Genomic DNA, 22,254 nt, shown 5'->3' with positions numbered 1-22,254 from the left:
GCCCATGCTCGACGATCTTTTGCTGATCCTGACCGGCTTTGTCATGGTGATGATTGTGCTGGCCTTGTTGTGGGGCCTGTGCGCTCTGGTCGGCTGGATCTTCACCCACCGCCCCCAAGCCCCGGTGGCCCAGCCCGCCGCGCCGCCCCCCGCCCTGCCCGCCGCCTCGGGCCCTGTTGCGATTCCTCCGGCCCACGTGGCGGCCATTGGGGCGGCGGTGGCTTCGGTGCTGGGGGGGCGGGCCCGCGTGCTTCAGATCCGGGCCCCGGTCACCCCGGCCAACCCCTGGCCCACCCTGGGACGCTTCAGCCATTTCTCGGGGCATCACCTGCGCCCGGGCTGGGGCCACGCGCGTTCTCTTCCCGACAGTTCCCGAGGCACACCATGATCAGACACCTGCGCATCACCGTGGACGGCACGCCTTATGACGTGACCGTCGAGGATCTGGACACCCCGGACCTGACAGCCGCCTCGCCCGCCCTGGCGCCGCCCGCCCCACGCGCCCTGCCCGCCGCTCCGGCGGCCTCCTTGCCCCGCACGAGCCCCAGCGCCGGGATGGCGACCGGTGACGGGGTGATCCCCTGCCCGCTGGCCGGTACCGTGGTGAGCGTGGAGGTCGCGGTGGGCCAGAGCGTCGCAGCCGGCGATGTTCTGGTCGTCCTGGAAGCGATGAAGATGAACACCCCGATCAGTGCGCCGCGCGCTGGCACCGTGCACAGCCTTGCCGTCAGTGTGGGCCAGACGGTCACCGAGGGCCAACCCCTGCTCACCTTGTCCTGACGGGAGGACGCTGCGGGGCTGAGACCCAGGAAAGGACAGTCTGGGGAGGCGCGGCCTCCCCAGACCCCTCGTTCCCCTGGACTTTGGCCCCCGGATCCTTTGGAGGCCGTTTCATGGATCTCGACCACTGCCTTGCTGACCAAAATGGAGCACCTGTGGGAGCTGACCGCCATTCCCGACGTCACCTGGCAGATGGTGGTGATGTGGGCGGTGGTGGCGGTCTTGATGTATCTGGCGGTGGCGCGCCAGTTCGAGCCCTTGCTCCTCATCCCCATCGCCTTTGGCGCCTTGCTGGCCAACCTGCCAACCGAAGGGGTGCTTAATGCCCCGGTGGGCGAGCATGCCGGGGGGCTGTACTGGTATATTTCCAAGGGCATTGAGTGGGAGATCTTCCCGCCGCTGATCTTTCTCGGGGTCGGCGCGCTGACCGACTTTGGCCCGCTGATCGCCAATCCCCGCACCTTGCTGCTGGGGGCGGCGGCGCAGGTCGGGGTGTTCGTCACTTTCCTGGGCGCGATCTTTCTGGGCTTTTCGCCGCAGGAGGCTGCGTCGATTGGCATCATCGGCGGCGCGGATGGACCGACCTCGATCTTTCTCACCAACAAGCTCGCCCCCCATCTGCTGGGTCCCATTGCCGTGGCGGCCTATAGCTACATGGCCCTGGTCCCCTTGATCCAGCCGCCCATCATGCGCGCCCTCACCACGCCCGAGGAACGGCGTATCCGCATGAAGTCGCTGCGGCAGGTCACGCGCCTGGAAAAGCTGGTGTTTGCCTTCTTGGTCACCATTGTGGTGATCTTGCTGGTGCCGGCAGCGTCGGCGCTGATTGGCATGCTGATGCTGGGCAACTTCTTGCGGGAGTCCCTGGTCACCGAGCGTCTGACCAAGGCATCGCAAAACGAGATCATCAATGTGGTGACGATTTTTCTCGGCACGTCGGTGGGCATCACCATGACCGGCGAGCGTTTCTTGACGCCTGAGACTTTGAAGATTCTGGCCCTGGGGGTCGTGGCCTTTGGCTTTTCCACGGCGGGAGGCGTGTTGATGGCCAAGGCGATGAATCTGGTGGTCAAGGAGAAGATCAATCCGCTGATTGGTTCGGCCGGGGTGTCGGCGGTGCCGATGGCGGCGCGGGTCAGCCATGTCGAGGGGCAGAAGGCCGATCCCAACAACTACCTGCTGATGCATGCCATGGGGCCGAACGTGGCCGGAGTGATTGGCACAGCGGTGGTGGCGGGGTATTTTCTGGCGTGGTTTAGCTGAAAAATAAAAAATAAGGCTGGGGAGGCGGGGCCTCCCCAGACCCCTCTTTTTAGTAGCGATCGGCGCGTAGGACTTCGACGTCCGAGAGATAGATGACCATGCCGTAGTGGGGGGCGTATTTGGCGTGGACGGCAGCGGCGATCTTGCCCGCCACCGCCTCGTCGCAGACAATTTCAATACGGATATTAGACGAGACACCCCAGGAGCCCGACTGGATCCCCCGGCTGCCCTTGCCCCGCGCCTCGGTCACGGTATAGCCGCTCGGCCCCAGGGCGTCGATATCGGCCAAGATAGCGTTTTCCAAGGTGGCCTCGGTGATCACCGTCACCAAGCGACGGCGGTGAAACGAGATTTTTTCCATCACAGTCCCTCCACAAGGGCATGAACCTGCAAGGCGAGTTGGTAATACAAGGGAACGCCGAACAAGATATTGAAGGGAAAGGTGACGCCCAGCGAGGCCCCCAGCGACAACGCCGGGTTGGCCTCGGGAACGATCATGCGAAAAGCAGCCGGCACGGCAATATACGAGGCACTGGCAGCCATGGTCGCCAGCAGGGCCGAGCCACCAACCGACAAGCCCAGAAAGCTCCCCAACGTGGCGCCGATCACCGCGCCGACCAGGGGCATGATCAAGCCGAAGGCCAGCAAAAACAGGCCATGACGGCGCAGGGCACCCAGATGACCCGCGGCGATCAGGCCCATATCCAGCAAGAACAGGGCGAGCACACCTTTGAATAGATCAAAGAACAAAGGCTTGATCGGCGCTATCCCTTCGGGGCCCGCCCCCAGGCCAATGAACACGCCGCCGATCAACAGCACCAGTCCGCGCCCCAGGAAGACCTCGTGGGCCATGCGGCCCCAGCGGGTGTCGCGAGCCAGCCCCCGGGCCAGCAACACGCCCACGACAATGGCCGGGATTTCAAGGACCGCCACAAACACCGGCATGTGGTCCTCGAACGTCACCGCATGGTGGGCCAGGAAGGCGGCGGCAACGGCATAGGTGCCCACACTCACCGAGCCATAATGGGCCGCCACGGCCGCCGCATCGGCCCGGGGCAAGCGCCCTAAATGCCGCAAGACCGGGAACGCCAGCAAGGGCATCAGGGTCCCCATGGCCGCCACCGCAAGCACCTGGGGCAACACGGCGCCCAAGGATTGTTGCGACAACGCCACGCCGCCCTTCAACCCGATGGCCAACAACAAAACCATGCTCAAGAAGTCATGAATAGGCGCCGGTAAGCGCAAATCCGACCGCGATACACCGGCCAGAACCCCTAAAAGAAAGAACAAGATTACCGGATCAAGACTAGGCATCACACGATCCTTCCAGACAATGAGGGGTCTGGGGAGGTGAACCTCCCCAGCCTTCCCTTCCCTCCTTGGATCGCGACGGCCAGGACCGAGGCCGACCGCTCTTCTTCTAGGCCCGCACCGCCCGGGCCAGATCGGCGACAAAAGCCAGAGGGTCGCGCCCCTCGGCGATATGGCGCACGATGGCCGAGCCGACGACGGCGGCATCCCCCATTTTAGCGAAAGCCGCCGCCTGCTCGGGAGTGTTGACACCAAAGCCGACAACAACCGGCAGATCGCTCAAGGCGCGGATCCGGCCGATCATGGCGCGCACGGCGTCTTCCTGCGCCGACTGGGCGCCGGTGATGCCAGCGATCGACACCTGATAGACGAAGCCGCTGGCGTTCTTGAGAATGGTGGGCAGGCGCGCCTCGTCCGAGGTCGGGGTGGCCAGCAAGATCAGGTGCAGGCCATGGGCGCGCAACACCGGCTGGATCTCGTCGGCTTCCTCGGGCGGCACGTCCACGAGGATGACCCCATCGGCCCCGGCCTGGGCGGCGTCGCGAGCGAAGGCCTCGACCCCATAGATAAATACGGGATTGTAATAGCCCATCAAGACCACCGGGGTCTCGGTGTTGGTCTCCCGAAACGCCCCCAGGGTCTCCAAGGTGCCGGCCAGGGTCATCCCGCCCTTGAGGGCGCGCAAGGCGGCGGCCTGGATGGCGGGGCCGTCGGCCATGGGATCGGAGAAGGGCATGCCGAGTTCGATAATGTCAGCCCCGGCGCCGGGCAGGCCCTTCAGGACGGCCAGCGCACTCTCCCGATCGGGATCCCCGGCCATGACGTAGGTCACGAGGCCGCCGCGCCCCTCGGCCTTGAGGCGGGCAAAGCAGGCAGCGAGACGATCTTGGGACGACGAGCAACTCACGACGCGATCTCCTTGAGCAGGGCTTCAGCGCCCATGGCCTTGGCCACCGTGGCGATGTCCTTGTCGCCCCGCCCGCTCATGCTGACGACCACGAGGTGGTCGCGTGGCAAGGCGGGGGCGATCTTGAGGACGTGGGCGACGGCGTGGCTGCTCTCGAGGGCGGGGATGATGCCCTCCAGACGGGTGACGCGCTGGAAGGCGTCCACGGCCTCGTCGTCGGTGATGGGCACGTATTCGACGCGGCCCACATCCTTGAGCCACGCATGTTCGGGGCCAACGCCGGGATAGTCGAGGCCAGCGGAGAGCGAATGGGCCTCGGTGATCTGGCCATCGGCATCTTGCAGCAGATAGGTGCGGTTGCCGTGCAGCACGCCCGGCCGTCCCCCGGCCATGGAGCAGGCATGGCGCTTATCCAGACCTTCGCCGGCCGCCTCGACCCCGATCAGGCGCACGCTGGGATCGTCGAGGAAGGGATGGAACATGCCAATGGCGTTGGAGCCGCCGCCGACGCAGGCGACCACGGTATCGGGCAGCCGCCCTTCCACGGCCTGGATCTGGGCGCGGGTTTCCTCGCCGATGATCTTTTGCAAGTCACGCACCATGGCGGGATAGGGATGGGGCCCGGCGGCGGTGCCGATCAGGTAATAGGTGGACGCGACGTTGGTCACCCAGTCGCGCAGGGCCTCGTTCATGGCATCCTTGAGGGTGCCCGAGCCGCTGGTCACCGGCCGCACCTCGGCGCCCAAGAGCTTCATGCGAAAAACATTGGGCGCTTGGCGGGCCATATCGGTGGCGCCCATGTAGACGACGCACTGAAGGCCGAACAGGGCGCACACGGTGGCGGTGGCCACGCCGTGCTGGCCGGCACCGGTCTCGGCGATGATGCGGGTCTTGCCCATGCGCCGGGCCAGAAGGATCTGGCCCATGCAGTTGTTCACCTTATGGGCGCCGGTGTGATTGAGGTCTTCGCGCTTGAAATAGATCCGAGCTCCGCCCAGGGCCTCGGTCAGGCGTTGGGCCAGGGTGAGCGGGCTCGGGCGTCCCACGTAGCTCTTGAGATACCCATCCAGCTCGGCCTGGAACGCCGGATCGTTTTTTGCCGAGTCCCAGGCCTTTTCCAGATCAAGGATGAGGGGCATGAGAGTCTCGGCCACATACCGGCCGCCGAACGGGCCGAACCGCCCCCGTTCATCGGGGCCGCTGCGGAAGGTATTGAGGGTCTGAGTCATGGCTTTTCCTTGAGTGCGCACCGGGGCGGTGGTTATAGCGCACCCCCCGAACCGGGGAAAGAGGAGGCTCCCTTCCGAGGATGGCCAAATAAAACGGCGCCGTTTGCACTTTTTTAACCATTTCGCCCAGAAGAGCCTAAATAGAGCTTCTCCATCGCGATTCGCCGCAAACAAGGATTCCGGGCGATTTCCGCGAGCGTATGCCGCAGAGCCGAGGAACAACGCCTATGCGGAAAGCGATAGTAATAGCCCCTCCGACCTTGCCTGTACTTACCCCCTTTCACGCTTCTGACTATTCCCCTCAAGGCAGAATTTTTGACCAGAAACCACTATTTTCACGTGCATACATCCCCCTTTACCGCTGGCATCGGCTCTTTCCCTCGCTTAGGGAGCGTTAATTCCGAGTTGGAACTTTCCCCCTCTTTCCCCGCCCCCCCTGACCATTCCTCGCCCTTTGACCAGGGCTACACCCCTGGGTATATGAACGAAAAAAGAATAAAAAAAGAACATTAGAGCAACATAGATCAGAACCGCTTCAATTTTCTTTGTTTTTCTCCCATATCGGGTTGTTGGGCCTGTTACTTCGGATCCGCATCCTCCATCATCGGTTTTACCCACATATTCCTATTCTACTCCACCCTGACCCATTGACGCCCATCGGATCCCATGAGATACCATTCTTGTTCCGAAGGCAGGATCCACCGGTCAGGGACAAGGTAACCGGCCAAGCGCCGCCAACCACGAGACTTCCTGGGCCGTCCGGCGGCTGGGGTTGAGCGGTGCGACGGGAGGATCCTGGGCCATGCGGCCTTTCATCGGCACATACGAAAACAAGGTGGATCAGAAAGGACGGGTGTCCGTTCCCGCCAAGTTTCGTGCCGTGCTGCAGGCCGAGGGGTACGCAAGCATCGTCGTGCGGCCCGACCCGGAAAGAGGGTGCATCGAGGGATATGGCATGGATCGTCTGGAGCGCCTTTCGGACCTAACCCCTGACATCGTGGATCTCGACGATCCGCAGGCAGCACCCGTGTATCAAATCCTGGCCGAGTCCGAGGAGCTTTCCTTTGACCCGAACGGCCGCGTGCTGATCCCGGTGCCGCTCCTGGAAGCGGCGGGCCTTGGCGAGACGGCTGTTTTTGTCGGCCTGGGTCGGGTGTTCCAAATCTGGAACCCGCAGGCCTACACCGCTTTTCGCGCCCAAAAGCTGCGTCCGGCAGCGTCTGGCCCGGCAAAGGGGGCGACACCATGAGCCAGACCGTCACGGCCCCGGACTCTCGCCCTGATCTGCCAAGCCCGCTGCACATTCCTGTTTTGCGCGATGAAGCCATCGACGCCCTCGAGGTGCGCGATGGCGGCATTTACGTCGATGGCACCTTCGGCGCGGGCGGCTATAGCGTGTCGATGCTGACGCGCGCGGCTTGCACGGTCTGGGCCATTGATCGTGACCCCGAGGCCCGTGCCCGAGCCGCCGCCCTGGAAAGCCGCTTTCCCGGTCGGTTCACCTTGCTGGCCGGCTGCTTCGGCGCCATGGAAGATCTGCTGGCGGCCCATGGGGTCACCCGGGTGGACGGCATCGCCTTGGACCTTGGGGTGTCGTCGATGCAGATCGACCAGCCCGAGCGCGGTTTTTCCTTCCGCTTCGATGGCCCGCTCGACATGCGCATGAGCGCCAGCGGTCCCAGCGCCGCCGACCTCGTCAATACCTTGGACGAGGCGGTCCTCGCCGACATCTTTTATCACCTGGGCGAGGAGCGTCACGCCCGGCGGGTAGCCCGCGTTGTGGTGGAACGCCGGTGCGACACCCCGTTCACCCGCACCGGCCAGTTGGCCGAGGCGGTGCGCGCCGTGGTGCGCAAGAGCGGCGATGGCCTTGATCCCGCCACCCGGACGTTCCAGGCCTTGCGGGTTGCGGTCAACGACGAACTGGGGGAACTGACCCGGGGCCTGACCGCCGCCGAGCGCCTGCTAACCCCCGGGGGCCGGCTGGCGGTGGTCTCGTTCCATTCGCTGGAAGACCGACTGGTCAAAAGCTTCTTGCGCGGGCGCGCCGGCGAGCGCGCCGGGATCAGCCGCCACCTGCCAGACGCGGCGGTCCTGGGGCCCGAGCCGACCTTTACCTTGGTCTCGCGGCGGGCGATCCAGCCCGGCGAGGCCGAGGCCCGCCACAATCCCCGGGCTCGCTCGGCCCGCCTGCGCGTGGGCGAACGCACAGCCCACCCGGCGTGGCCGGTCGGCGAGCCCCAGTCTTCTCTCGTTCCGGGAGCCCTGACGGGGATCCTGGCCCAAGGCCGTTGGGGAGACGATGCATGATCCGCGCCAGCCATCTGGTCTGGGGTGCCCTGATCATGACCGTGGGCACCGGGCTGTTTCTGGTCGCCAACGAGGTCGGCGCGCGCGAAAAGGAACTCGCGCGGCTGTACGCCGACATTCGTCGCACGACCGAATCTTTACATGTTTTGCGTGCCGAATGGAGCTACCTCAATGATCCATCGCGCCTGGAGCGCTTGGCGAGCACCCACCTGGGGCTCGAACCGGTCCGCCCTGAGCAATATGTCAGCGTGAACCAGTTGCCGTTGCCGCCCGCCGAGACTGGCGAGGGCCTGCCGGCCTCCCTCCCCGGCGGCAAGGGGGGGCGCCACCCGGAGCGCCCCGTCGGCCAAGTCCCTGAGCGCCCACGCCACCCCCACGCCGCGCGGCAAGCCGGCGGCTCGGGGCGCTTCTGAATACCCCAAGCCCGACTTCGACGCCACGATTGGCACCCGGCCCACGCTGGCCCGCCTGGGAGCCCCGCGATGATCGGTCCGTTTAAAAAACGTCGACGCCCCTTTGCCTATCCTGGCGAAGAGATTCGCCTGCCGGGCTCGGGCCCGGCGCCGCGTGCTCCACGCGAGCAAAACGCCTCCAGCCGCGGCATCGAAACCGGGCGCTTGCGCCTGCTGGTGACCGCCTGCTTGTTCCTTGTGGCCTACAGCGTGGTCACCGGGCGCTTGGTCCAGTTGATGGTCCTGGCACCGTGGGCGGCGGAAGAGCCGGCCCAGGCCAGCGCCCCCGACCCGGTGCCGCTGGAAGTGCGCATGAATCGGGCCGACATTGTCGATCGCAACGGGCTGGTGCTGGCCACCAACCTGCCCACGGTCAACCTGATCGCCGACACCCGGGCCGTGCCCGAGCACGACTTGCAGCGCGCCATCCGGGTTTTGCCCACCTTGTTCCCGGAGATGAGCAGCGAGGACCTCAAGACCAAGCTGGTGCCGGGCAAGGCCTTTGTCTATTTGCGGCGCAATCTGACACCGGTGGAGCAGCAGGCGGTCAACGACCTGGGCATCCCCGGCCTGCATTTCGAGCGCTCGGAGCGTCGGGTCTATCCGGCCGGGCGGCTGGTGGCCCATGTGGTGGGGGCAACCGACATTGACAACCGCGGCATCGCGGGCCTGGAAAAGTCGTTCGACACCGCGCTGACCTCGGGTCAGGGGGCGTTGCACCTGTCCTTGGATCTGCGCCTTCAACATGCCGCCCACCAGGTTTTGAGTGATGCCATTACGCGTTTCGAGGCCCAAGGCGGCGCCGCCTTGGTGATGGACGCTCGCACGGCCGAGGTCCTGGCCATGGTGTCGTTGCCAGACTATGAACCGGAAAAGATCGGCGAAACCACCGAAGATGCCCGGTTCAATCGAGCCACACTCGGCGTTTATGAGTTGGGATCGGTGTTCAAGGTGTTCAATACCGCCATGGCCATTGATGCGGGCATGCGGATCACGGAGAGCTTCGACGCGGCCAATCCCATCCGCATTTCGCGCTTTACCATCACCGACTTTCACCCGGAGGGGCGCTGGCTGACGGTGCCCGAGATTTTGGAGCATTCCTCCAACATCGGCTCGGCGCGCATGGCCATGGTGGTGGGCACCGAGCGCCAGCAGGAATTTCTCGCGCGCATGGGGCTGCTGGAGCCCCTTCCCTTCGAGTTGCCCGAGGTCGGTCGGCCCCTGGTGCCCAAGGTCTGGCGCGAGATCAATACCATGACCATCTCGTTTGGCCATGGGCTCTCGGTTACGCCCTTGCACCTGATCACCGGGGTCTCGGCCCTGCTCAACGGCGGCCTTTACCATGCGCCGACCCTGCTCAAGACCGATCCCAACGCACCCCCCGAGGGACGCCGGGTCTTTTCAGAGGCCAACTCGATCCGCATGCGAGCCATGATGCGCTTGGTCGTCGAGGCGGGCTCGGGCAAGTCGGCGGACATCAAGGGCTATTATGTGGGCGGCAAGACCGGCTCGGCCGAAAAGCAGCTGCGCGGCGGCGGCTATGCCAAGGATGCGGTCTTGACCTCGTTCGTCGCCGGCTTCCCCATCACCGACCCGCGCTACATCGTTTTGGTGGTGCTCGACGACCCCAAGGCGGTCAAAGGCACCTACGGCTTTCGCACCGCCGGCTGGAACGCCACCCCGGCCGCTGGCAAACTGATCGCCGAAATCGCGCCGATCCTGGGGGTGGCCCCGGTTTATACGTCGCCGGCCGGGGCCTTTGACCCGACCCTGATCCGCCAGGTGGGGCTCAAGCTTGATGACGCCACGGAGGACAAGCATCTTGCGGCTCGCTGATGCCTTCACGGTCCTGGGCCTGCCGGTGCCGGCGGGTCTTGACCCGACCCTCACCCTGACGGGCCTGACCGCGGACTCGCGGGCGGTCGCGCCGGGCATGCTTTTTGCGGCACTGGTCGGTCAGAAGGGGGACGGTCGCAGTTATATCCCGCAAGCACTGGCGGCCGGGGCCTGCGCGGTGCTGGCCCTGCCCGACACCCAGGTGCCCAAGGGTACGGTCTTGATCGGCGTTGGCGAACCGCGCCGGGCCCTGGCCTTGCTGGCGGCCGCGTTTTATGGCCCCACGCCCCAGCCCCTGGTCGCGGTGACCGGGACCAACGGCAAGACCTCGACGGTCACCTTTGCCGCGGCCTTGTGGCGTCATCTGGGGCAGGCCGGCGCCGCCAGTCTGGGCACCTTGGGAGTGCACGGGGCGGGCTTTGACCGACCGGGGTCGCTCACCACCCCCGACCCGGTGGTGCTGCATCGGATCTTGGCCGAGTTGGCTCAGGCCGGCGCCGGGCCGGTGGCGATGGAGGCCTCGTCGCATGGCCTGGAGCAAGACCGGCTGGCCGGCGTGCGGCTGGCGGCCGGAGCCATCACCAACATCACCCGCGACCACCTGGACCACCACGGCACCATGGAAGCGTACCGGGCGGCGAAATTCCGGCTGTTCATCGACGTGCTGCCCGAGGGGGCGGCAGCGGTGATCAATGCCGACATTCCCGAGGCGGGCACCTTAGTTGCCATGGCCCGCGCCCGCTCCTTGCGCCTGCTGCGCTATGGCCGGATTGGCGAGGAGCTTCGGTTGGTCTCGACCACGCCTTTGCCCCATGGCCAACGGGTGACGCTTGACATTTTGGGGGAACGAATCGAGGTCGAGCTGCCCCTGGCCGGCCTGTTCCAGGTCTATAATGCGCTGGCGGCCCTGGGCTTGGTCCTCGGCGCCGCGTCGAAGGCAGAGGCCTCTTATCTCGAGAGAGCCGTGGAGGGTCTGGCCCACCTGCCTGGCGTGCCGGGGCGTCTGGAAAAGGTGGCCCAGCGGCGCAACGGCGCCACGGTGTATGTGGACTATGCCCACACCCCCGATGCCCTGGAAACCGTTCTTCAGGCCTTGCGCCCCCATTGCGCCGAGCGGCTGGTCTGCGTGTTTGGCTGCGGCGGGGACCGGGACCCGGGCAAACGTCCCTTGATGGGAGCCCTGGCGGCCCAGTTGGCCGACGCGGTGGTGGTCACCGACGACAACCCGCGCTCCGAGGATCCGGCGTCCATTCGCGCCCAGATCCTGGCCGCCTGCCCGCAGGCCCAGGAGATCGGCGACCGGGGCCGGGCGATCTGCGAGAGTGTGGCGCGGCTTGCGGCGGGCGACGTGCTGGTGATCGCCGGCAAGGGACACGAGACCGGCCAGACCATCGGGAGCGTCACCCATCCGTTCAACGACGCCGAGCACGCCCGGGACGCGGTGCGAAAGGAGGACGCATGAGCCCTTCCTCCCGCCCTCCCCTGTGGACGGCGCCCGAGGCTGCGCTTGCCCTGGATCTTCCCGCCGTTGGCGAGTGGAAGGCCCACGGCGTGGTCATTGACAGCCGTCAGGTCCGCCCGGGCGACCTGTTCGTGGCCCTGCCCGGCGAGCGCACCGATGGGCACGCCTTTGTCGCGGCCGCCCTGGCGGCCGGCGCTGTGGCGGCCCTGGTGGCGCGGGTGCCCGATGGGGTTGATCCCGAGCGCCTTTTGGTGGTCGAGGACGTTGTGGCCGGCCTCACCCAACTGGCCCGGGCGGCGCGCCAGCGCTTCAAGGGCATCGTGGTGGGGGTGACGGGCTCGGTGGGCAAGACGGGCACCAAGGAGATGCTGGCCCTGGCCCTGGGCGAGAGTTGCCGCGTCCATGCCACCGAGGGCAACCTCAACAACCATCTCGGCGTGCCCCTCACCCTGGCCCGCCTGCCGGCCGACGCCGGGGCGGCGGTGATCGAGATGGGCATGAACCATGCTGGCGAGATTGCTYCCCCTGGCCCGGCTGGCCCGACCGCATGGGGTGATCATCACCACGGTGACGGCGGCCCACCTGGAATACTTTCCCACCGTGGAGGCCATTGCCGACGCCAAGGCCGAAATCCTGGAGGGACTGGAGCCCGGAGGCGTGGCGGTGTTCAACCATGACATCCGGCACTTTGAGCGCCTGTATCGCCATGCCCGACGGTTGGGCGTCGAGCGGGTGATCAGCTTTGGCCAGCATATCGGGGCCCAGGCCCGGCTGCTCGATTGCGCGGTGGACAAGGACGGCACCGTGGTCCTGGCCCTGGTGGGCGACGAGGCCCTGTCCTACACCCTGCCGGTGGCGGGGCGGCACTGGGCCCTCAACAGCTTGGGCGTCTTGGCCCTGGGGCAATCCTTGGGCTTTGACCCGACGCGGGCGGCCCGGGCCTTGGCACGCCTTGAGGTTCCGGCCGGGCGCGGGCGGCGCCACACCGTTTCCAGGGCCGAAGGCTCCCTCACGCTCCTTGACGAGAGCTATAACGCGAGCCCCGAGAGCATGATCGCCGCCCTTCTGGCCTTGTCGCAAACGCGCCCCGGCCCCGGGGGGCGTCGGGTCGCGGTGTTGGGAGACATGTTGGAACTGGGGACGCAAGCCCCAGCCTTGCATGCCGGACTTGCCCGCACGGTCCTGGATCGCGGTGTCGATCTGGTTTATACGGCCGGCCCCCTGATGGCCCACCTTGATGCGGCCCTGCCGGCCTCGGTCCGCGGCGCCCACGCGCCCGACGCCGAGGCCCTGGCCCGGATCGTTTCGGACGCGGTGCGTCCTGGCGATGTGGTGATGGTCAAGGGATCGCATGGCAGCAAGGTGGGTCGGGTTGTGGCCGCCTTGCTTGCTCCTTCCCGCCCCGAGACCGGCGCCGGCGCGCCCCTTGGACATTGAGCTCACCTCGAGGAACCGGACCCTCCGCCCGATGCTTTTTCATCTGTCAGACTTCGCGGATCACCTGAGCGCCTTGAACGTCTTTCGCTACCTGACGTTTCGGGCGGCGGGAGCGGTGATCACCGCGTTGCTGGTGGCCTTTTTGCTGGGCCCGTCGCTGATTGCCTGGCTCAAACGCGTTCAGCACGAAGGCCAGCCCATCCGGGCCGATGGCCCCGAAAGCCACCTGTTGACCAAGAAGGGCACGCCGACCATGGGCGGGGTGCTCATTTTGCTGGGGGTGGCGGTGGCCACCTTGTTGTGGGCCGACTTGTCCAACCAGTTTGTCTGGGCGGCCCTGGCCTTGACCTTGGGCTATGGCGCCATCGGCTTTGCCGATGACTTTTTGAAGGTGACCAAGCGCAACTCCAAGGGTTTGCCGGGTCGTCTCAAAATACTGGGCCAAGTCTCCCTGGCGCTGATCGTGACCTTGTGGGTGGTCTCGTTGGAGGCGGAAGCCCAGGCCACCGCTCTCGCCCTGCCCTTTTTCAAGGATATCTTGATTCAGATGGGCTGGTTTTATGTGCCATTTGCCGTGTTTGTCATGGTTGGCGCTTCCAATGCCGTCAACCTGACCGATGGCCTGGATGGTCTGGCCATCGTACCGGTGATGATTGCGGCGGGGGTGTTCATGCTGATAGCCTACTTGGTGGGCAACATGATCTTCGCGAATTACCTGCAAATCCATTTCGTGCCGGGCACCGGCGAGTTGGCGGTGTTTTGTGGGGCCTTGGTGGGGGCGGCGCTGGGGTTCTTGTGGTTTAACGCGCCCCCGGCCCAGGTGTTCATGGGCGACACCGGTTCCTTGTCCATGGGGGGAGCGCTGGGCGTTTTAAGCGTTGTAACCAAGCATGAGATGGTCTTGGCGATCGTCGGTGGCTTGTTTGTGCTCGAAACCGTTTCGGTCATCGTGCAGGTCACCAGCTACAAATTAACCGGCAAGCGTGTGTTCCGCATGGCTCCTTTGCACCATCACTTCGAGAAGAAGGGCTGGGCCGAGCCGACAATTGTGATTCGCTTCTGGATTATCGCCTTGATTTTGGCCCTTGTCGGCCTTTCCACTTTAAAATTGCGTTAAGGAGACCGGCGGTGACGATCCTCAGCGACGCCTACGGCGGACAGGATCTAGCGATCATGGGCCTCGGGAAATCGGGGATGGCCACGGCACGCGCCCTCGTCAAATCGGGGGTGCGGGTGCACGCCTGGGACGACAACGCTTCCTTGCGCGACGCCGCCCGCCAGGAAGGGATTCCCCTTGTCAATCTGCTGGACACCACGGACCGCCGCTCGCCCTGGCCGGGGCTGTGCGGCATCGTCTGGAGCCCTGGCATTCCTCACACCCACCCCAGCGTCCATCCTGTCGCCACGCTGGCGCGGGAACGGGGCGTGCCCTTGTTCTGCGATATCGAACTGTTGATGCGGGCCCGCCGGGACAGCTTTTTTGTCGGCATCACAGGGACCAACGGCAAGTCCACGACCACGGCGTTGATCGACCACCTGCTGCGTCAGGCCCGCCTGCCGGTGCAGGTGGGGGGCAACCTGGGGATTCCAGCCCTGTCCCTGGAACCGCTTTCCTTCGACGGCACCTACGTGCTGGAGCTGTCATCGTACCAGCTGGAATTGACTCCTTCCCTCGATTGCGATGTCGCGGTGATGCTCAACATCACACCCGATCATTTGGCCCGTCACGGGGGTATGGAGGGATACATTGCAGCCAAGACGCGCATCTTCGCCGGGGCCGACCGGCCGCGCACCGCGATCATCGGTGTGGATGACGCGCCGTCCCGGCGCCTGCGCGACGATCTGGCCCGCACGCCGGTGCGCCGGATCATTCCCATCTCGGCCCAGGGCGTTCCCCAAGGGGGGGTGGGCGTGAGCCAGGGCAAGTTGGTCGATGCCATGACGGGCCGCCCCCGCCCCATCCTTGATCTCGCCAGCCTGCCGACCCTTCCCGGCCTCCATAACGCGCAAAACGCCGCAGCCGCCTACGCGGCAGCGCGGGCCCGGGGCGTGGACGCCCGAACGATCGCCAAGGCCCTGGCCACCTATCCCGGCCTGCCCCACCGACAAGAGCAGGTGGCCACCTTGGGCGGCGTGCGCTTTGTCAACGACAGCAAGGGCACCAATGCCGATGCCACAGAGAAGGCCCTGGGCTGTTACGACACGATTTACTGGATCGCCGGCGGCCAAGCGAAGGAGGGCGGCATCACGAGCCTGGAGCCCTTGTTCGGACGCCTGCGCCAAGCCTTTCTGATTGGCGACGCCACCGCCTTGTTCGAGGAGACCCTGCGCGGCAAGGTCGCAACCCAGCGCTGCGGCACCTTGGAGCGCGCGGTGAGCGCGGCGGCCGCCTTGGCCTGGAAGGAAGGACGACCGGGGGCCGTGGTGCTGCTCTCGCCGGCCTGTGCCTCGTGGGACCAGTTCAAGAGCTTTGAGCATCGTGGGGAAGTCTTTCGGTCGCTGGTGGCCGCCCTATCGCCCCCGGGAGGCCGCCCATGACCTTACGCGTCGTCACCGCCCCTGCCCCGCCCCCGGCGCCCCGACCCCAGCCCGTCCGGCCCGGGCGACRGTCGCCCCGTCGTTTACCCGGCTCGACACCAGCTTGCTCGGGCGCTGGTGGTGGACCGTGGACTGGGTCTTGCTGGGGGCGATCAGCGTCTTGATGGCGGTGGGCCTTTTGCTGATCCTGGCCGCCGGACCACCGGCCGCCGGGCGTATTGGCGCGGGCACTTACCACTTTGTTCAACGACAAGTTGTTTTTGTGCCCTTGGCCCTGCTGTTGATGCTGGGCGTCTCGGTGCTGCCGGTCCTGTGGGTCCGGCGCTTCGCGGTGACGACCTTTGCCTTTTTCTTCATCGCGCTGATGCTGGTGCCCCTGTTGGGGCAGAACGTGAATGGGGCGGTGCGCTGGATTCCGCTGGGGCCGTTTGCGCTCCAGCCCTCGGAATTCATCAAGCCGACCTTTGCCGTGGTCACGGCCTGGATGTTTGCCGCCGACCGCTCACAGGAGAATTTCCCGGGAACCCTGATTGCCATCGGCATGATGGCGGTGGTGGGCGGGCTTTTGGTGTCGCAGCCGGACTTCGGCATGACCATGGTGATCGCCGCGGTGTGGGGTACCCAGTTCTTCTTGGCCGGGTTGTCCCTGTTTTGGGTCGCGTTGCTGGCGGCCTGCGGCATCGGCGGCGCGGTCCTTGCCTACCACGCCCTGCCCCATGTGCAAAGCCGGGTCGATCGTTTCCTTGACCCGGCGAGCGGAGATCAATATCAGATCCGCCAGTCGATGCGGGCGTTCACGGAAGGGGGCCTGTTCGGTCGCGGCCCCGGCGAGGGACGCGTCAAGCAGTTTCTCCCCGATGCGCACACCGACTTTATCTTTGCTGTTGCTGGCGAAGAGTTTGGAATCTTTCTGTGTCTTCTGATCGTGGCGCTCTTTGGATTCATCATTAGTCGGGCAGCTGTTCGGTTGCGCCGAGAAAACAGCCTTTTCGTCTTGCTGGCCGTTGGGGGTCTGTTGACCCAAATCGGCTTGCAGGCTCTGGTTAACATGGCCTCCAGCCTGAGCATGATGCCCACCAAGGGCATGACCTTGCCGTTTATCAGCTACGGCGGGTCCTCGTTGCTCTCGACGGCCCTTAGCATGGGCATGATCCTGGCGTTGACCCGCCGGCGTGCCCCGGGAGACCCGTTGTGACGCCGGCCCGTTCCTCTTCCTCTCCTCCCGTGCACGTGGTGTTGGCCGCGGGCGGCACGGGAGGCCATATGTTCCCGGCCGAAGCCCTGGCCGAGGCCTTGCTGCGCCGTGGCTGCCGCCTGACCCTGGTCACTGATCGCCGGGGCGAGGCGTTTGGCGGTACGCTGGGCCAATTGGAGACGCGGCGCATTCGCGCGGGCGGCGTGGCCGGGCGCGGGCTGCTGGGGCGCCTGAGCGGCGGGATCAACCTGTTCTTGGGCCTGATCCAAGCCCATGGCCTGCTTCGCCGGCTGGCCCCGGATGTGGTGGTAGGCTTTGGCGGCTATGCCTCCTTGCCTCCCCTGCTGGCCGCCACCCACCTGAAATACCCCACGGTGGTGCACGAGCAAAACGCTCTGGCGGGCCGGGCGAACCGCTGGCTGGCGCGGCGGGTCACGGCCTTTGCCGTGGCGGTCGATCAGGCGCGGCTGCCGGCCGGGGTCGCGCCGGTGCGCGTCGGCATGCCGGTACGCCCGGCGGTTCTGGCGCTGCGCGACGTTCCTTATGCCGCGGCCGAGGGAACGGCGCCGTTTGTGCTGCTGGTCACTGGGGGCAGCCAGGGAGCGCGGGTGTTCTCGACCCTGGTGCCCGAGGCTCTGGCCTTGTTGCCCGAGGCCCAGCGCCGACGCCTCAAGGTGATGCAGCAAGCCCGGGCGGAAGACCTGGAGGCGGCGCGGGAGCGCTATGCGGGCACGGGGATCACGGTGGAACTGGCGCCTTTTTTTGCCGACCTGCCGGCGCGCTTGGCCGAGGCGCATCTGGTGGTGTGCCGCTCGGGGGCTTCGACCATGGGGGAATTGGCGGTGATGGGACGCCCGGCGATCCTGATCCCCTACCCCCACGCCATTGACGACCACCAAAGCGCCAACGCGCGGGGCATGGACGAGGCGGGCGGCGGCTGGCTGATGCCGCAAGCGCCCCTGACCCCCCATGCCCTGGCCGAGCGGATCTCCTGGCTGATGGATCACCCCGAGGTTTTGGCGCGTGCCGCCGCGTGCGCCCATGCCCTGGGCGTGCCCGACGCTGCCGAACGCTTGGCCGAGTTGACCCTTGCCACCGCCCGTCCTTCGGGGGAGACTGTGACATGAGAGCCCTTCCCCTCGACATCGGCCCCTTGCACTTCGTGGGCATCGGCGGCATCGGCATGAGCGGCATCGCGGAGGTGCTGCATAATCTGGGATATCGCGTGCAGGGCAGCGACCTGAGCGACAATGCCAACGTCAAGCGCCTGCGCGGCCTGGGAATCCCTGTGGCGATTGGTCATGACGCGGCTCACGTGGGCGAGGCTCAGGTGGTGGTGATTTCGTCGGCGGTGCAGGCGAGCAATCCCGAGGTGATGGCGGCCCGCGCCCGCTTTCTCCCGGTGGTGCGACGCGCCGAAATGCTGGGCGAACTGATGCGCCTCAAGTGGTCGATCGCCATTGCCGGCACCCACGGCAAAACGACCACCACGTCCCTCGTGGCCCAGTTGCTAGAGACTGCCAATTTCGACCCGACCGTGATCAACGGCGGGATTTTAAACGCGCGCGGCACCAACGCCTACCTCGGCAACGGCGAGTGGATGGTGGTCGAGGCCGACGAGAGCGACGGCAGTTTTGTCAAGCTGCCGGCGACCATTGCCGTGGTCACCAACATCGACCCGGAGCACCTCGACTTCTATGGGTCGTTCGACCGCGTGCGCGAGGCGTTCCGAACCTTTGTGCATAACCTGCCGTTCTATGGCTTTGCCTGTGTGTGCCTGGACCATCCCGAAGTGCAGGCGATGATTCCCCAGGTGCAAGACCGCAAGATCATTACCTACGGCCTGAGCCCGCAGGCCGACGTGCGCGGCACCAACCTGAGCCTGGGGCCGCAAGGCGCCTTGTTCGACGTGGTGTTGACCGACCGGCAGACCCGGGCGACCCGCACCATTGAGGCCTTGCGCCTGCCGATGTATGGCCGCCACAACGTGCTCAACGCCCTGGGCGCCATCGGCGTGGGCGTGGAGCTGGGCTTGTCGGACACGGTGGTGCGCGAAGGACTGGCCCGTTTTAAAGGCGTTCGCCGCCGCTTCACCCGGGTGGGCGAGGCCGGGGGCATCACGGTGATCGACGACTACGGCCACCATCCGGTCGAGATCGCCGCTGTGCTTAAGGCGGCCCGCGATGCCACAACGCGCGGCGTCATTGCCGTGGTGCAGCCCCATCGTTATTCGCGCCTCAACAGCTTGTTCGAAGAATTCTGCACCTGCTTCAACGACGCCGATGCGGTGGTGGTGGCCGACGTCTACCCGGCCGGCGAGCCCCCTATTCCTGGTGCAAGCAAGGATGCCCTGGCCGAAGGGCTGAAGGTGCACGGGCATCGCAATGTCCACGTCTTGCCCCGGGAGGACGCCTTGCCCGAGATGATTGCCCGGCTGGCCAAGCGCGGTGACATGGTGGTGTGCCTGGGCGCGGGGTCGATCACGACCTGGGCCCAGACCCTGCCCGACCGTTTGGCCAAGGTGTTGCGGGTCCCGCACCAGGACCGGGAGGGCTCGGCATGACGGCCTCCCTGAAGCGACAGGCTGACGCCCCCCTGGACACCACGCCCCTGCTGGCCCGCCTGCCTCAGGCGCGCGGCCGGGTCAGCGCCGGACAGCCGTTGGCCGGGCAGACGTGGTTTGGCGTGGGCGGCCCGGCCGAAGTCTTGTTCAAGCCGGCCGACGCCGAGGACCTCGCGGCCTTCCTGGCCGGGGTTCCCGCCGATGTGCCGGTGACGGTGATCGGGGTGGCCTCCAACTTGTTGATTCGCGACGGCGGCATTCCGGGGGTGGTGGTGCGCCTGGGCCGAGGCTTTGCCGACATTCGGGTGGAGGGCAACACGCTGGTCTGCGGCGCGGCGGCCCTGGATGGCTCGGTGGCGCGGGTGGCGCAGGCGGCGGGCCTGGGCGGCTTGGAATTTCTGTCTGGTATTCCCGGGACGTTGGGCGGTGCCGTGCGCATGAATGCCGGGGCTCATGGCCGGTCTCTTGCGGATCTTCTTGTTTCTGTACAGGCGGTTAACCGCTGTGGCCACTCCAGCACCTTAGGGGCAGACCGGTTAAGCCTCTCTTACCGGCACTGCGGATTGTCGGAGGACTGGATTTTTACCGAGGCTGTTTTGCGGGGAACGCCCGAGGACCCGGCCGTTATCACCCGACGCCACGAGGCCCTGCGCCTGAAGCGCGAGGAGAGCCAGCCTCTTCGGAGCAAGACCGGGGGCTCGACCTTTGCCAACCCCGAAGACGGCCCCAAAGCTTGGGAACTGATCGACGCGGCGGGGTGCCGGGGCTTGCGCCTGGGCGGCGCGCAGATCAGCGACAAGCATTGCAATTTTCTCCTGAACACGGGCACGGCCACGGCGGCCGAGTTGGAAGCGCTGGGCGAGCACGTGCGCCTGCGGGTTCGGGAGACGAGTGGCATCGAGTTGCGTTGGGAAATCCGCCGTGTTGGCGTCCCCCTCGATGACCCTCGGGCCCCCGCCCATACCGTTTCATCCCTTTTGGCAGGAGAGCACGCATGAGCCGGGCGCGCCGCGTCACCGTCTTGATGGGAGGCTGCTCCGCCGAACGCGAGGTCTCGCTCAACAGCGGCCAGGCGGTTGGCGCGGCGCTGGCGCGCGCCGGCTTTGCCGTGGACCTCCTGGATGTGAGCCGGGATGTCGGGGCGCTGGTGGCGGCTCTCACGGCCCGGACTCCTGACGTGGTGTTCAACGCCCTGCACGGACGCTTTGGCGAGGATGGGGCGATCCAAGGACTGCTCGACCTGATGGGCCTGCCTTACACCCACTCGGGTCGGCTGGCCAGCGCCTTGGCCATGGACAAGCCCTCGGCCAAGCTGGTGTTCGAGCACGTGGGCATCCCGGTCGCGCCACACGTGATCGCCACCCCGGCCGAGGTTCTGGCCGAAACGGTGATGCCCCGCCCCTACGTAGTGAAGCCGCTGAACGAGGGCTCCAGCGTGGGCGTGACCATCGTCACCGAGGGAACCAACGCCCTGCCCTTCACGGCCACCGACTGGCCCTTCGGAAAGCGGGTGATGGTCGAGCGCTTTATCCCGGGACGGGAACTGACCGTCGCCGTGATGGGCGAGCGTGCGCTAGGAGTGACTGAGATCACAACATCCCGGGGCTTTTACGATTACGATGCGAAATACATCCTCGGGGGATCGCGCCATATTGTTCCGGCACCGGTTGCACCTGAGGTGGCGACGGAGGCGATGAGACTGGCGGTTCTGGCGCATCAGGCCTTGGGATGTCGGGGTGTAAGCCGCGCTGATCTTCGTTTCGATGGCGAATCACTTTTCATGCTGGAGGTGAATACACAGCCGGGCATGACCGGGACTTCCCTGGTACCGGAGCAAGCCCTGGCGGTCGGCTTGAGTTTTGAGGCGTTGGTGAGCTGGATGGTGGAGAACGCGCAATGCGACACTTAACGGACGTGACGGCGGACCTGACGCCGATCGCGGCCGGCCGCGGCCGCGATCCCTTGCGCACGCTCACCCGCGCCAGCCTTGTGTTTTTGCTGGCGGGGCTGGTGGGGGCGGCCTATCTGGCGGCGCGCACTCCGTCGCTGATCCCGCTGTTGACCCAACCTTGGGGCACCGGGTCGGGTCTGCCCGGTGTGGCCGTGCCCTTTGCCGAACAGGGGATGGTACTGGCTCAGGTTTCCGTGACCGGTCGGCGCCAGACCGACGCGCGCGATGTTCTGGAGGCGGTCGGCGCCCCCCAGGGGACCCCCTTGCTGGCCATTGAGCCCGAGCGCGTGCGCAAGGCCCTGGAGGCCCTGCCCTGGGTGGCCGAAGCCCGGGTGGAACGCCGCCTGCCCGACCGCTTGCACATTGCCTTGCGTGAGCGGACACCCTTGGCGTTGTGGCAGAACAACGGCCAGTTCACGGTCATCGACTCCCTGGGCACGCCCATCCCGGTAGACCCGGCGGCGTGGTCGCATCTGCCTTTGGTGGTGGGGCCTGGGGCCCCGAGCCGTACCCGGGCGCTTTTGGATCTGCTGGGCACCCAGCCCGAGTTGGCCGGCAAGGTGGTCGCCTCGACCTTGGTGGGGGAGCGGCGCTGGACCTTGCGCCTGGGGTCCTTGCAAGAGGGAATCGTGGTCCGCCTGCCCGAAGCCGAGCCGGCCCAGGCCCTGGCTCTGCTGGTACGCCTGGACCGCGAGCAGGGCTTGTTGTCGCGTGACATCGACACCATTGACATGCGCCTGCCCGACCGGTTGGTCATCCGCGTTCGCAACCACCAGGAGGAGCGGCCTCGGTCTGACGTCGAGGCGAAGGCGAGCCTGCCCAATGCCGAGGCAAGGGCGAACCAACCCAATGCCGAGGCGAAGGCGAGCCTCCCTAATGTCCAGGCGAAGGCGAGCCAATCTGAGGTTGTGGCGAAGGCGCGCCGCCCCGAGGTCGAGACGCAGGCGCCTCCTCCCGCTCCTCTCCGTTCCCAACCCGCCGGTGCCGGAGCCCGGACGGGGGGACAAGATGCCTAGGGAC

The 22,254-nt window shown here is 66.3% G+C and carries 22 protein-coding genes; 18 read left to right on the top strand and 4 right to left on the bottom strand.

Features of this window, described 5'->3' with window-relative positions; all coding sequences use genetic code 11:
* Nucleotides 1-4 precede the first annotated feature (4 nt).
* The 3 genes from RSPPHO_RS14340 (at nucleotide 5) to RSPPHO_RS14330 (ending at nucleotide 2,043) form a co-directional block, all read left to right on the top strand.
* Entirely contained in the window at nucleotides 5-388 is a 384-nt protein-coding gene (locus RSPPHO_RS14340) for an OadG family transporter subunit (protein ID WP_014415933.1), read from the top strand.
* A complete protein-coding gene (locus RSPPHO_RS14335; RefSeq protein ID WP_014415932.1) occupies nucleotides 385-780 on the top strand; it encodes an acyl-CoA carboxylase biotin carboxyl carrier protein subunit in 396 nt (131 codons plus the stop codon). The genes RSPPHO_RS14340 and RSPPHO_RS14335 overlap by 4 nt, the downstream gene beginning before the upstream one ends.
* Nucleotides 781-912: 132 nt before the next feature.
* Nucleotides 913-2,043 carry a sodium ion-translocating decarboxylase subunit beta gene (locus RSPPHO_RS14330; RefSeq protein ID WP_242390511.1) on the top strand — a complete coding sequence of 377 codons (1,131 nt, stop codon included), beginning with the start codon at nucleotides 913-915 and terminating at the stop codon, nucleotides 2,041-2,043.
* A gap of 49 nt (nucleotides 2,044-2,092) precedes the next feature.
* On the opposite strand, the gene RSPPHO_RS14325 is transcribed toward RSPPHO_RS14330, so the two are convergent.
* The 4 genes from RSPPHO_RS14325 to trpB form a co-directional block, all read right to left on the bottom strand.
* A complete protein-coding gene (locus RSPPHO_RS14325; protein WP_197535614.1) occupies nucleotides 2,093-2,404 on the bottom strand; it encodes a P-II family nitrogen regulator in 312 nt (103 codons plus the stop codon).
* Nucleotides 2,404-3,357 carry a sodium-dependent bicarbonate transport family permease gene (locus tag RSPPHO_RS14320; protein WP_041795672.1) on the bottom strand — a complete coding sequence of 318 codons (954 nt, stop codon included), beginning with the start codon at nucleotides 3,355-3,357 and terminating at the stop codon, nucleotides 2,404-2,406. The genes RSPPHO_RS14325 and RSPPHO_RS14320 overlap by 1 nt, the downstream gene beginning before the upstream one ends.
* Before the next feature lie 106 nt (nucleotides 3,358-3,463).
* Nucleotides 3,464-4,261, bottom strand: coding sequence for a tryptophan synthase subunit alpha (trpA, locus tag RSPPHO_RS14315; protein WP_014415928.1), 798 nt, complete (start codon nucleotides 4,259-4,261; stop codon nucleotides 3,464-3,466).
* Complete coding sequence (gene trpB, locus RSPPHO_RS14310; RefSeq protein WP_041795670.1) at nucleotides 4,258-5,490, bottom strand: tryptophan synthase subunit beta; 1,233 nt, start codon at nucleotides 5,488-5,490, stop codon at nucleotides 4,258-4,260. The genes trpA and trpB overlap by 4 nt, the downstream gene beginning before the upstream one ends.
* An 802-nt stretch (nucleotides 5,491-6,292) precedes the next feature.
* Here trpB and RSPPHO_RS14305 point away from each other — a divergent pair.
* The 15 genes from RSPPHO_RS14305 (at nucleotide 6,293) to RSPPHO_RS14240 (ending at nucleotide 22,250) form a co-directional block, all read left to right on the top strand.
* Nucleotides 6,293-6,739 (top strand): division/cell wall cluster transcriptional repressor MraZ, encoded by a 447-nt coding sequence (locus RSPPHO_RS14305; protein WP_014415926.1) that lies wholly within the window; start codon nucleotides 6,293-6,295, stop codon nucleotides 6,737-6,739.
* Complete coding sequence (gene rsmH / locus RSPPHO_RS14300; RefSeq protein WP_014415925.1) at nucleotides 6,736-7,800, top strand: 16S rRNA (cytosine(1402)-N(4))-methyltransferase RsmH; 1,065 nt, start codon at nucleotides 6,736-6,738, stop codon at nucleotides 7,798-7,800. Before RSPPHO_RS14305 ends, rsmH begins: the two co-directional genes overlap by 4 nt.
* Entirely contained in the window at nucleotides 7,797-8,213 is a 417-nt protein-coding gene (gene ftsL, locus RSPPHO_RS21280) for a cell division protein FtsL (protein ID WP_051013914.1), read from the top strand. Before rsmH ends, ftsL begins: the two co-directional genes overlap by 4 nt.
* A 69-nt stretch (nucleotides 8,214-8,282) precedes the next feature.
* Nucleotides 8,283-10,088 carry a peptidoglycan D,D-transpeptidase FtsI family protein gene (locus tag RSPPHO_RS14290; RefSeq protein WP_014415923.1) on the top strand — a complete coding sequence of 602 codons (1,806 nt, stop codon included), beginning with the start codon at nucleotides 8,283-8,285 and terminating at the stop codon, nucleotides 10,086-10,088.
* Nucleotides 10,075-11,550 carry a UDP-N-acetylmuramoyl-L-alanyl-D-glutamate--2,6-diaminopimelate ligase gene (locus RSPPHO_RS14285; protein ID WP_242390510.1) on the top strand — a complete coding sequence of 492 codons (1,476 nt, stop codon included), beginning with the start codon at nucleotides 10,075-10,077 and terminating at the stop codon, nucleotides 11,548-11,550. The genes RSPPHO_RS14290 and RSPPHO_RS14285 overlap by 14 nt, the downstream gene beginning before the upstream one ends.
* Nucleotides 11,547-12,227, top strand: a complete 681-nt coding sequence (locus tag RSPPHO_RS21275) for a Mur ligase family protein (RefSeq protein WP_014415921.1) — start codon at nucleotides 11,547-11,549, stop codon at nucleotides 12,225-12,227. Before RSPPHO_RS14285 ends, RSPPHO_RS21275 begins: the two co-directional genes overlap by 4 nt.
* Entirely contained in the window at nucleotides 12,109-12,987 is an 879-nt protein-coding gene (locus RSPPHO_RS21270) for a UDP-N-acetylmuramoyl-tripeptide--D-alanyl-D-alanine ligase (RefSeq protein ID WP_277905334.1), read from the top strand. The genes RSPPHO_RS21275 and RSPPHO_RS21270 overlap by 119 nt, the downstream gene beginning before the upstream one ends.
* 31 nt (nucleotides 12,988-13,018) lie before the next feature.
* The gene (mraY, locus tag RSPPHO_RS14275; RefSeq protein WP_041795668.1) at nucleotides 13,019-14,104 is read left to right on the top strand and encodes a phospho-N-acetylmuramoyl-pentapeptide-transferase; all 1,086 of its coding nucleotides are present in this window, start codon (nucleotides 13,019-13,021) and stop codon (nucleotides 14,102-14,104) included.
* Nucleotides 14,105-14,115: 11 nt separating this feature from the next.
* Entirely contained in the window at nucleotides 14,116-15,525 is a 1,410-nt protein-coding gene (gene murD / locus RSPPHO_RS14270) for a UDP-N-acetylmuramoyl-L-alanine--D-glutamate ligase (protein WP_014415918.1), read from the top strand.
* Nucleotides 15,467-16,720 (top strand): putative lipid II flippase FtsW, encoded by a 1,254-nt coding sequence (gene ftsW, locus RSPPHO_RS14265; protein WP_242390509.1) that lies wholly within the window; start codon nucleotides 15,467-15,469, stop codon nucleotides 16,718-16,720. Before murD ends, ftsW begins: the two co-directional genes overlap by 59 nt.
* Nucleotides 16,721-16,788: 68 nt before the next feature.
* Nucleotides 16,789-17,847, top strand: a complete 1,059-nt coding sequence (locus RSPPHO_RS14260) for a UDP-N-acetylglucosamine--N-acetylmuramyl-(pentapeptide) pyrophosphoryl-undecaprenol N-acetylglucosamine transferase (protein WP_157879379.1) — start codon at nucleotides 16,789-16,791, stop codon at nucleotides 17,845-17,847.
* The gene (gene murC, locus RSPPHO_RS14255) at nucleotides 17,844-19,283 is read left to right on the top strand and encodes a UDP-N-acetylmuramate--L-alanine ligase (RefSeq protein WP_051013913.1); all 1,440 of its coding nucleotides are present in this window, start codon (nucleotides 17,844-17,846) and stop codon (nucleotides 19,281-19,283) included. Before RSPPHO_RS14260 ends, murC begins: the two co-directional genes overlap by 4 nt.
* The gene (gene murB, locus RSPPHO_RS14250) at nucleotides 19,280-20,281 is read left to right on the top strand and encodes a UDP-N-acetylmuramate dehydrogenase (RefSeq protein ID WP_051013912.1); all 1,002 of its coding nucleotides are present in this window, start codon (nucleotides 19,280-19,282) and stop codon (nucleotides 20,279-20,281) included. The genes murC and murB overlap by 4 nt, the downstream gene beginning before the upstream one ends.
* Nucleotides 20,278-21,192, top strand: a complete 915-nt coding sequence (locus tag RSPPHO_RS14245; protein ID WP_014415913.1) for a D-alanine--D-alanine ligase — start codon at nucleotides 20,278-20,280, stop codon at nucleotides 21,190-21,192. The genes murB and RSPPHO_RS14245 overlap by 4 nt, the downstream gene beginning before the upstream one ends.
* Nucleotides 21,180-22,250, top strand: a complete 1,071-nt coding sequence (locus RSPPHO_RS14240) for a cell division protein FtsQ/DivIB (protein WP_014415912.1) — start codon at nucleotides 21,180-21,182, stop codon at nucleotides 22,248-22,250. The genes RSPPHO_RS14245 and RSPPHO_RS14240 overlap by 13 nt, the downstream gene beginning before the upstream one ends.
* The last annotated feature ends 4 nt before the right edge of the window (nucleotides 22,251-22,254 follow it).

Origin of the sequence: Pararhodospirillum photometricum DSM 122 (genome assembly GCF_000284415.1) — a bacterium.
Lineage (GTDB): Bacteria > Pseudomonadota > Alphaproteobacteria > Rhodospirillales > Rhodospirillaceae > Pararhodospirillum > Pararhodospirillum photometricum.
Note: the sequence above shows the minus strand (reverse complement) of the source record. Positions and strands in the feature narration are given on the sequence as shown.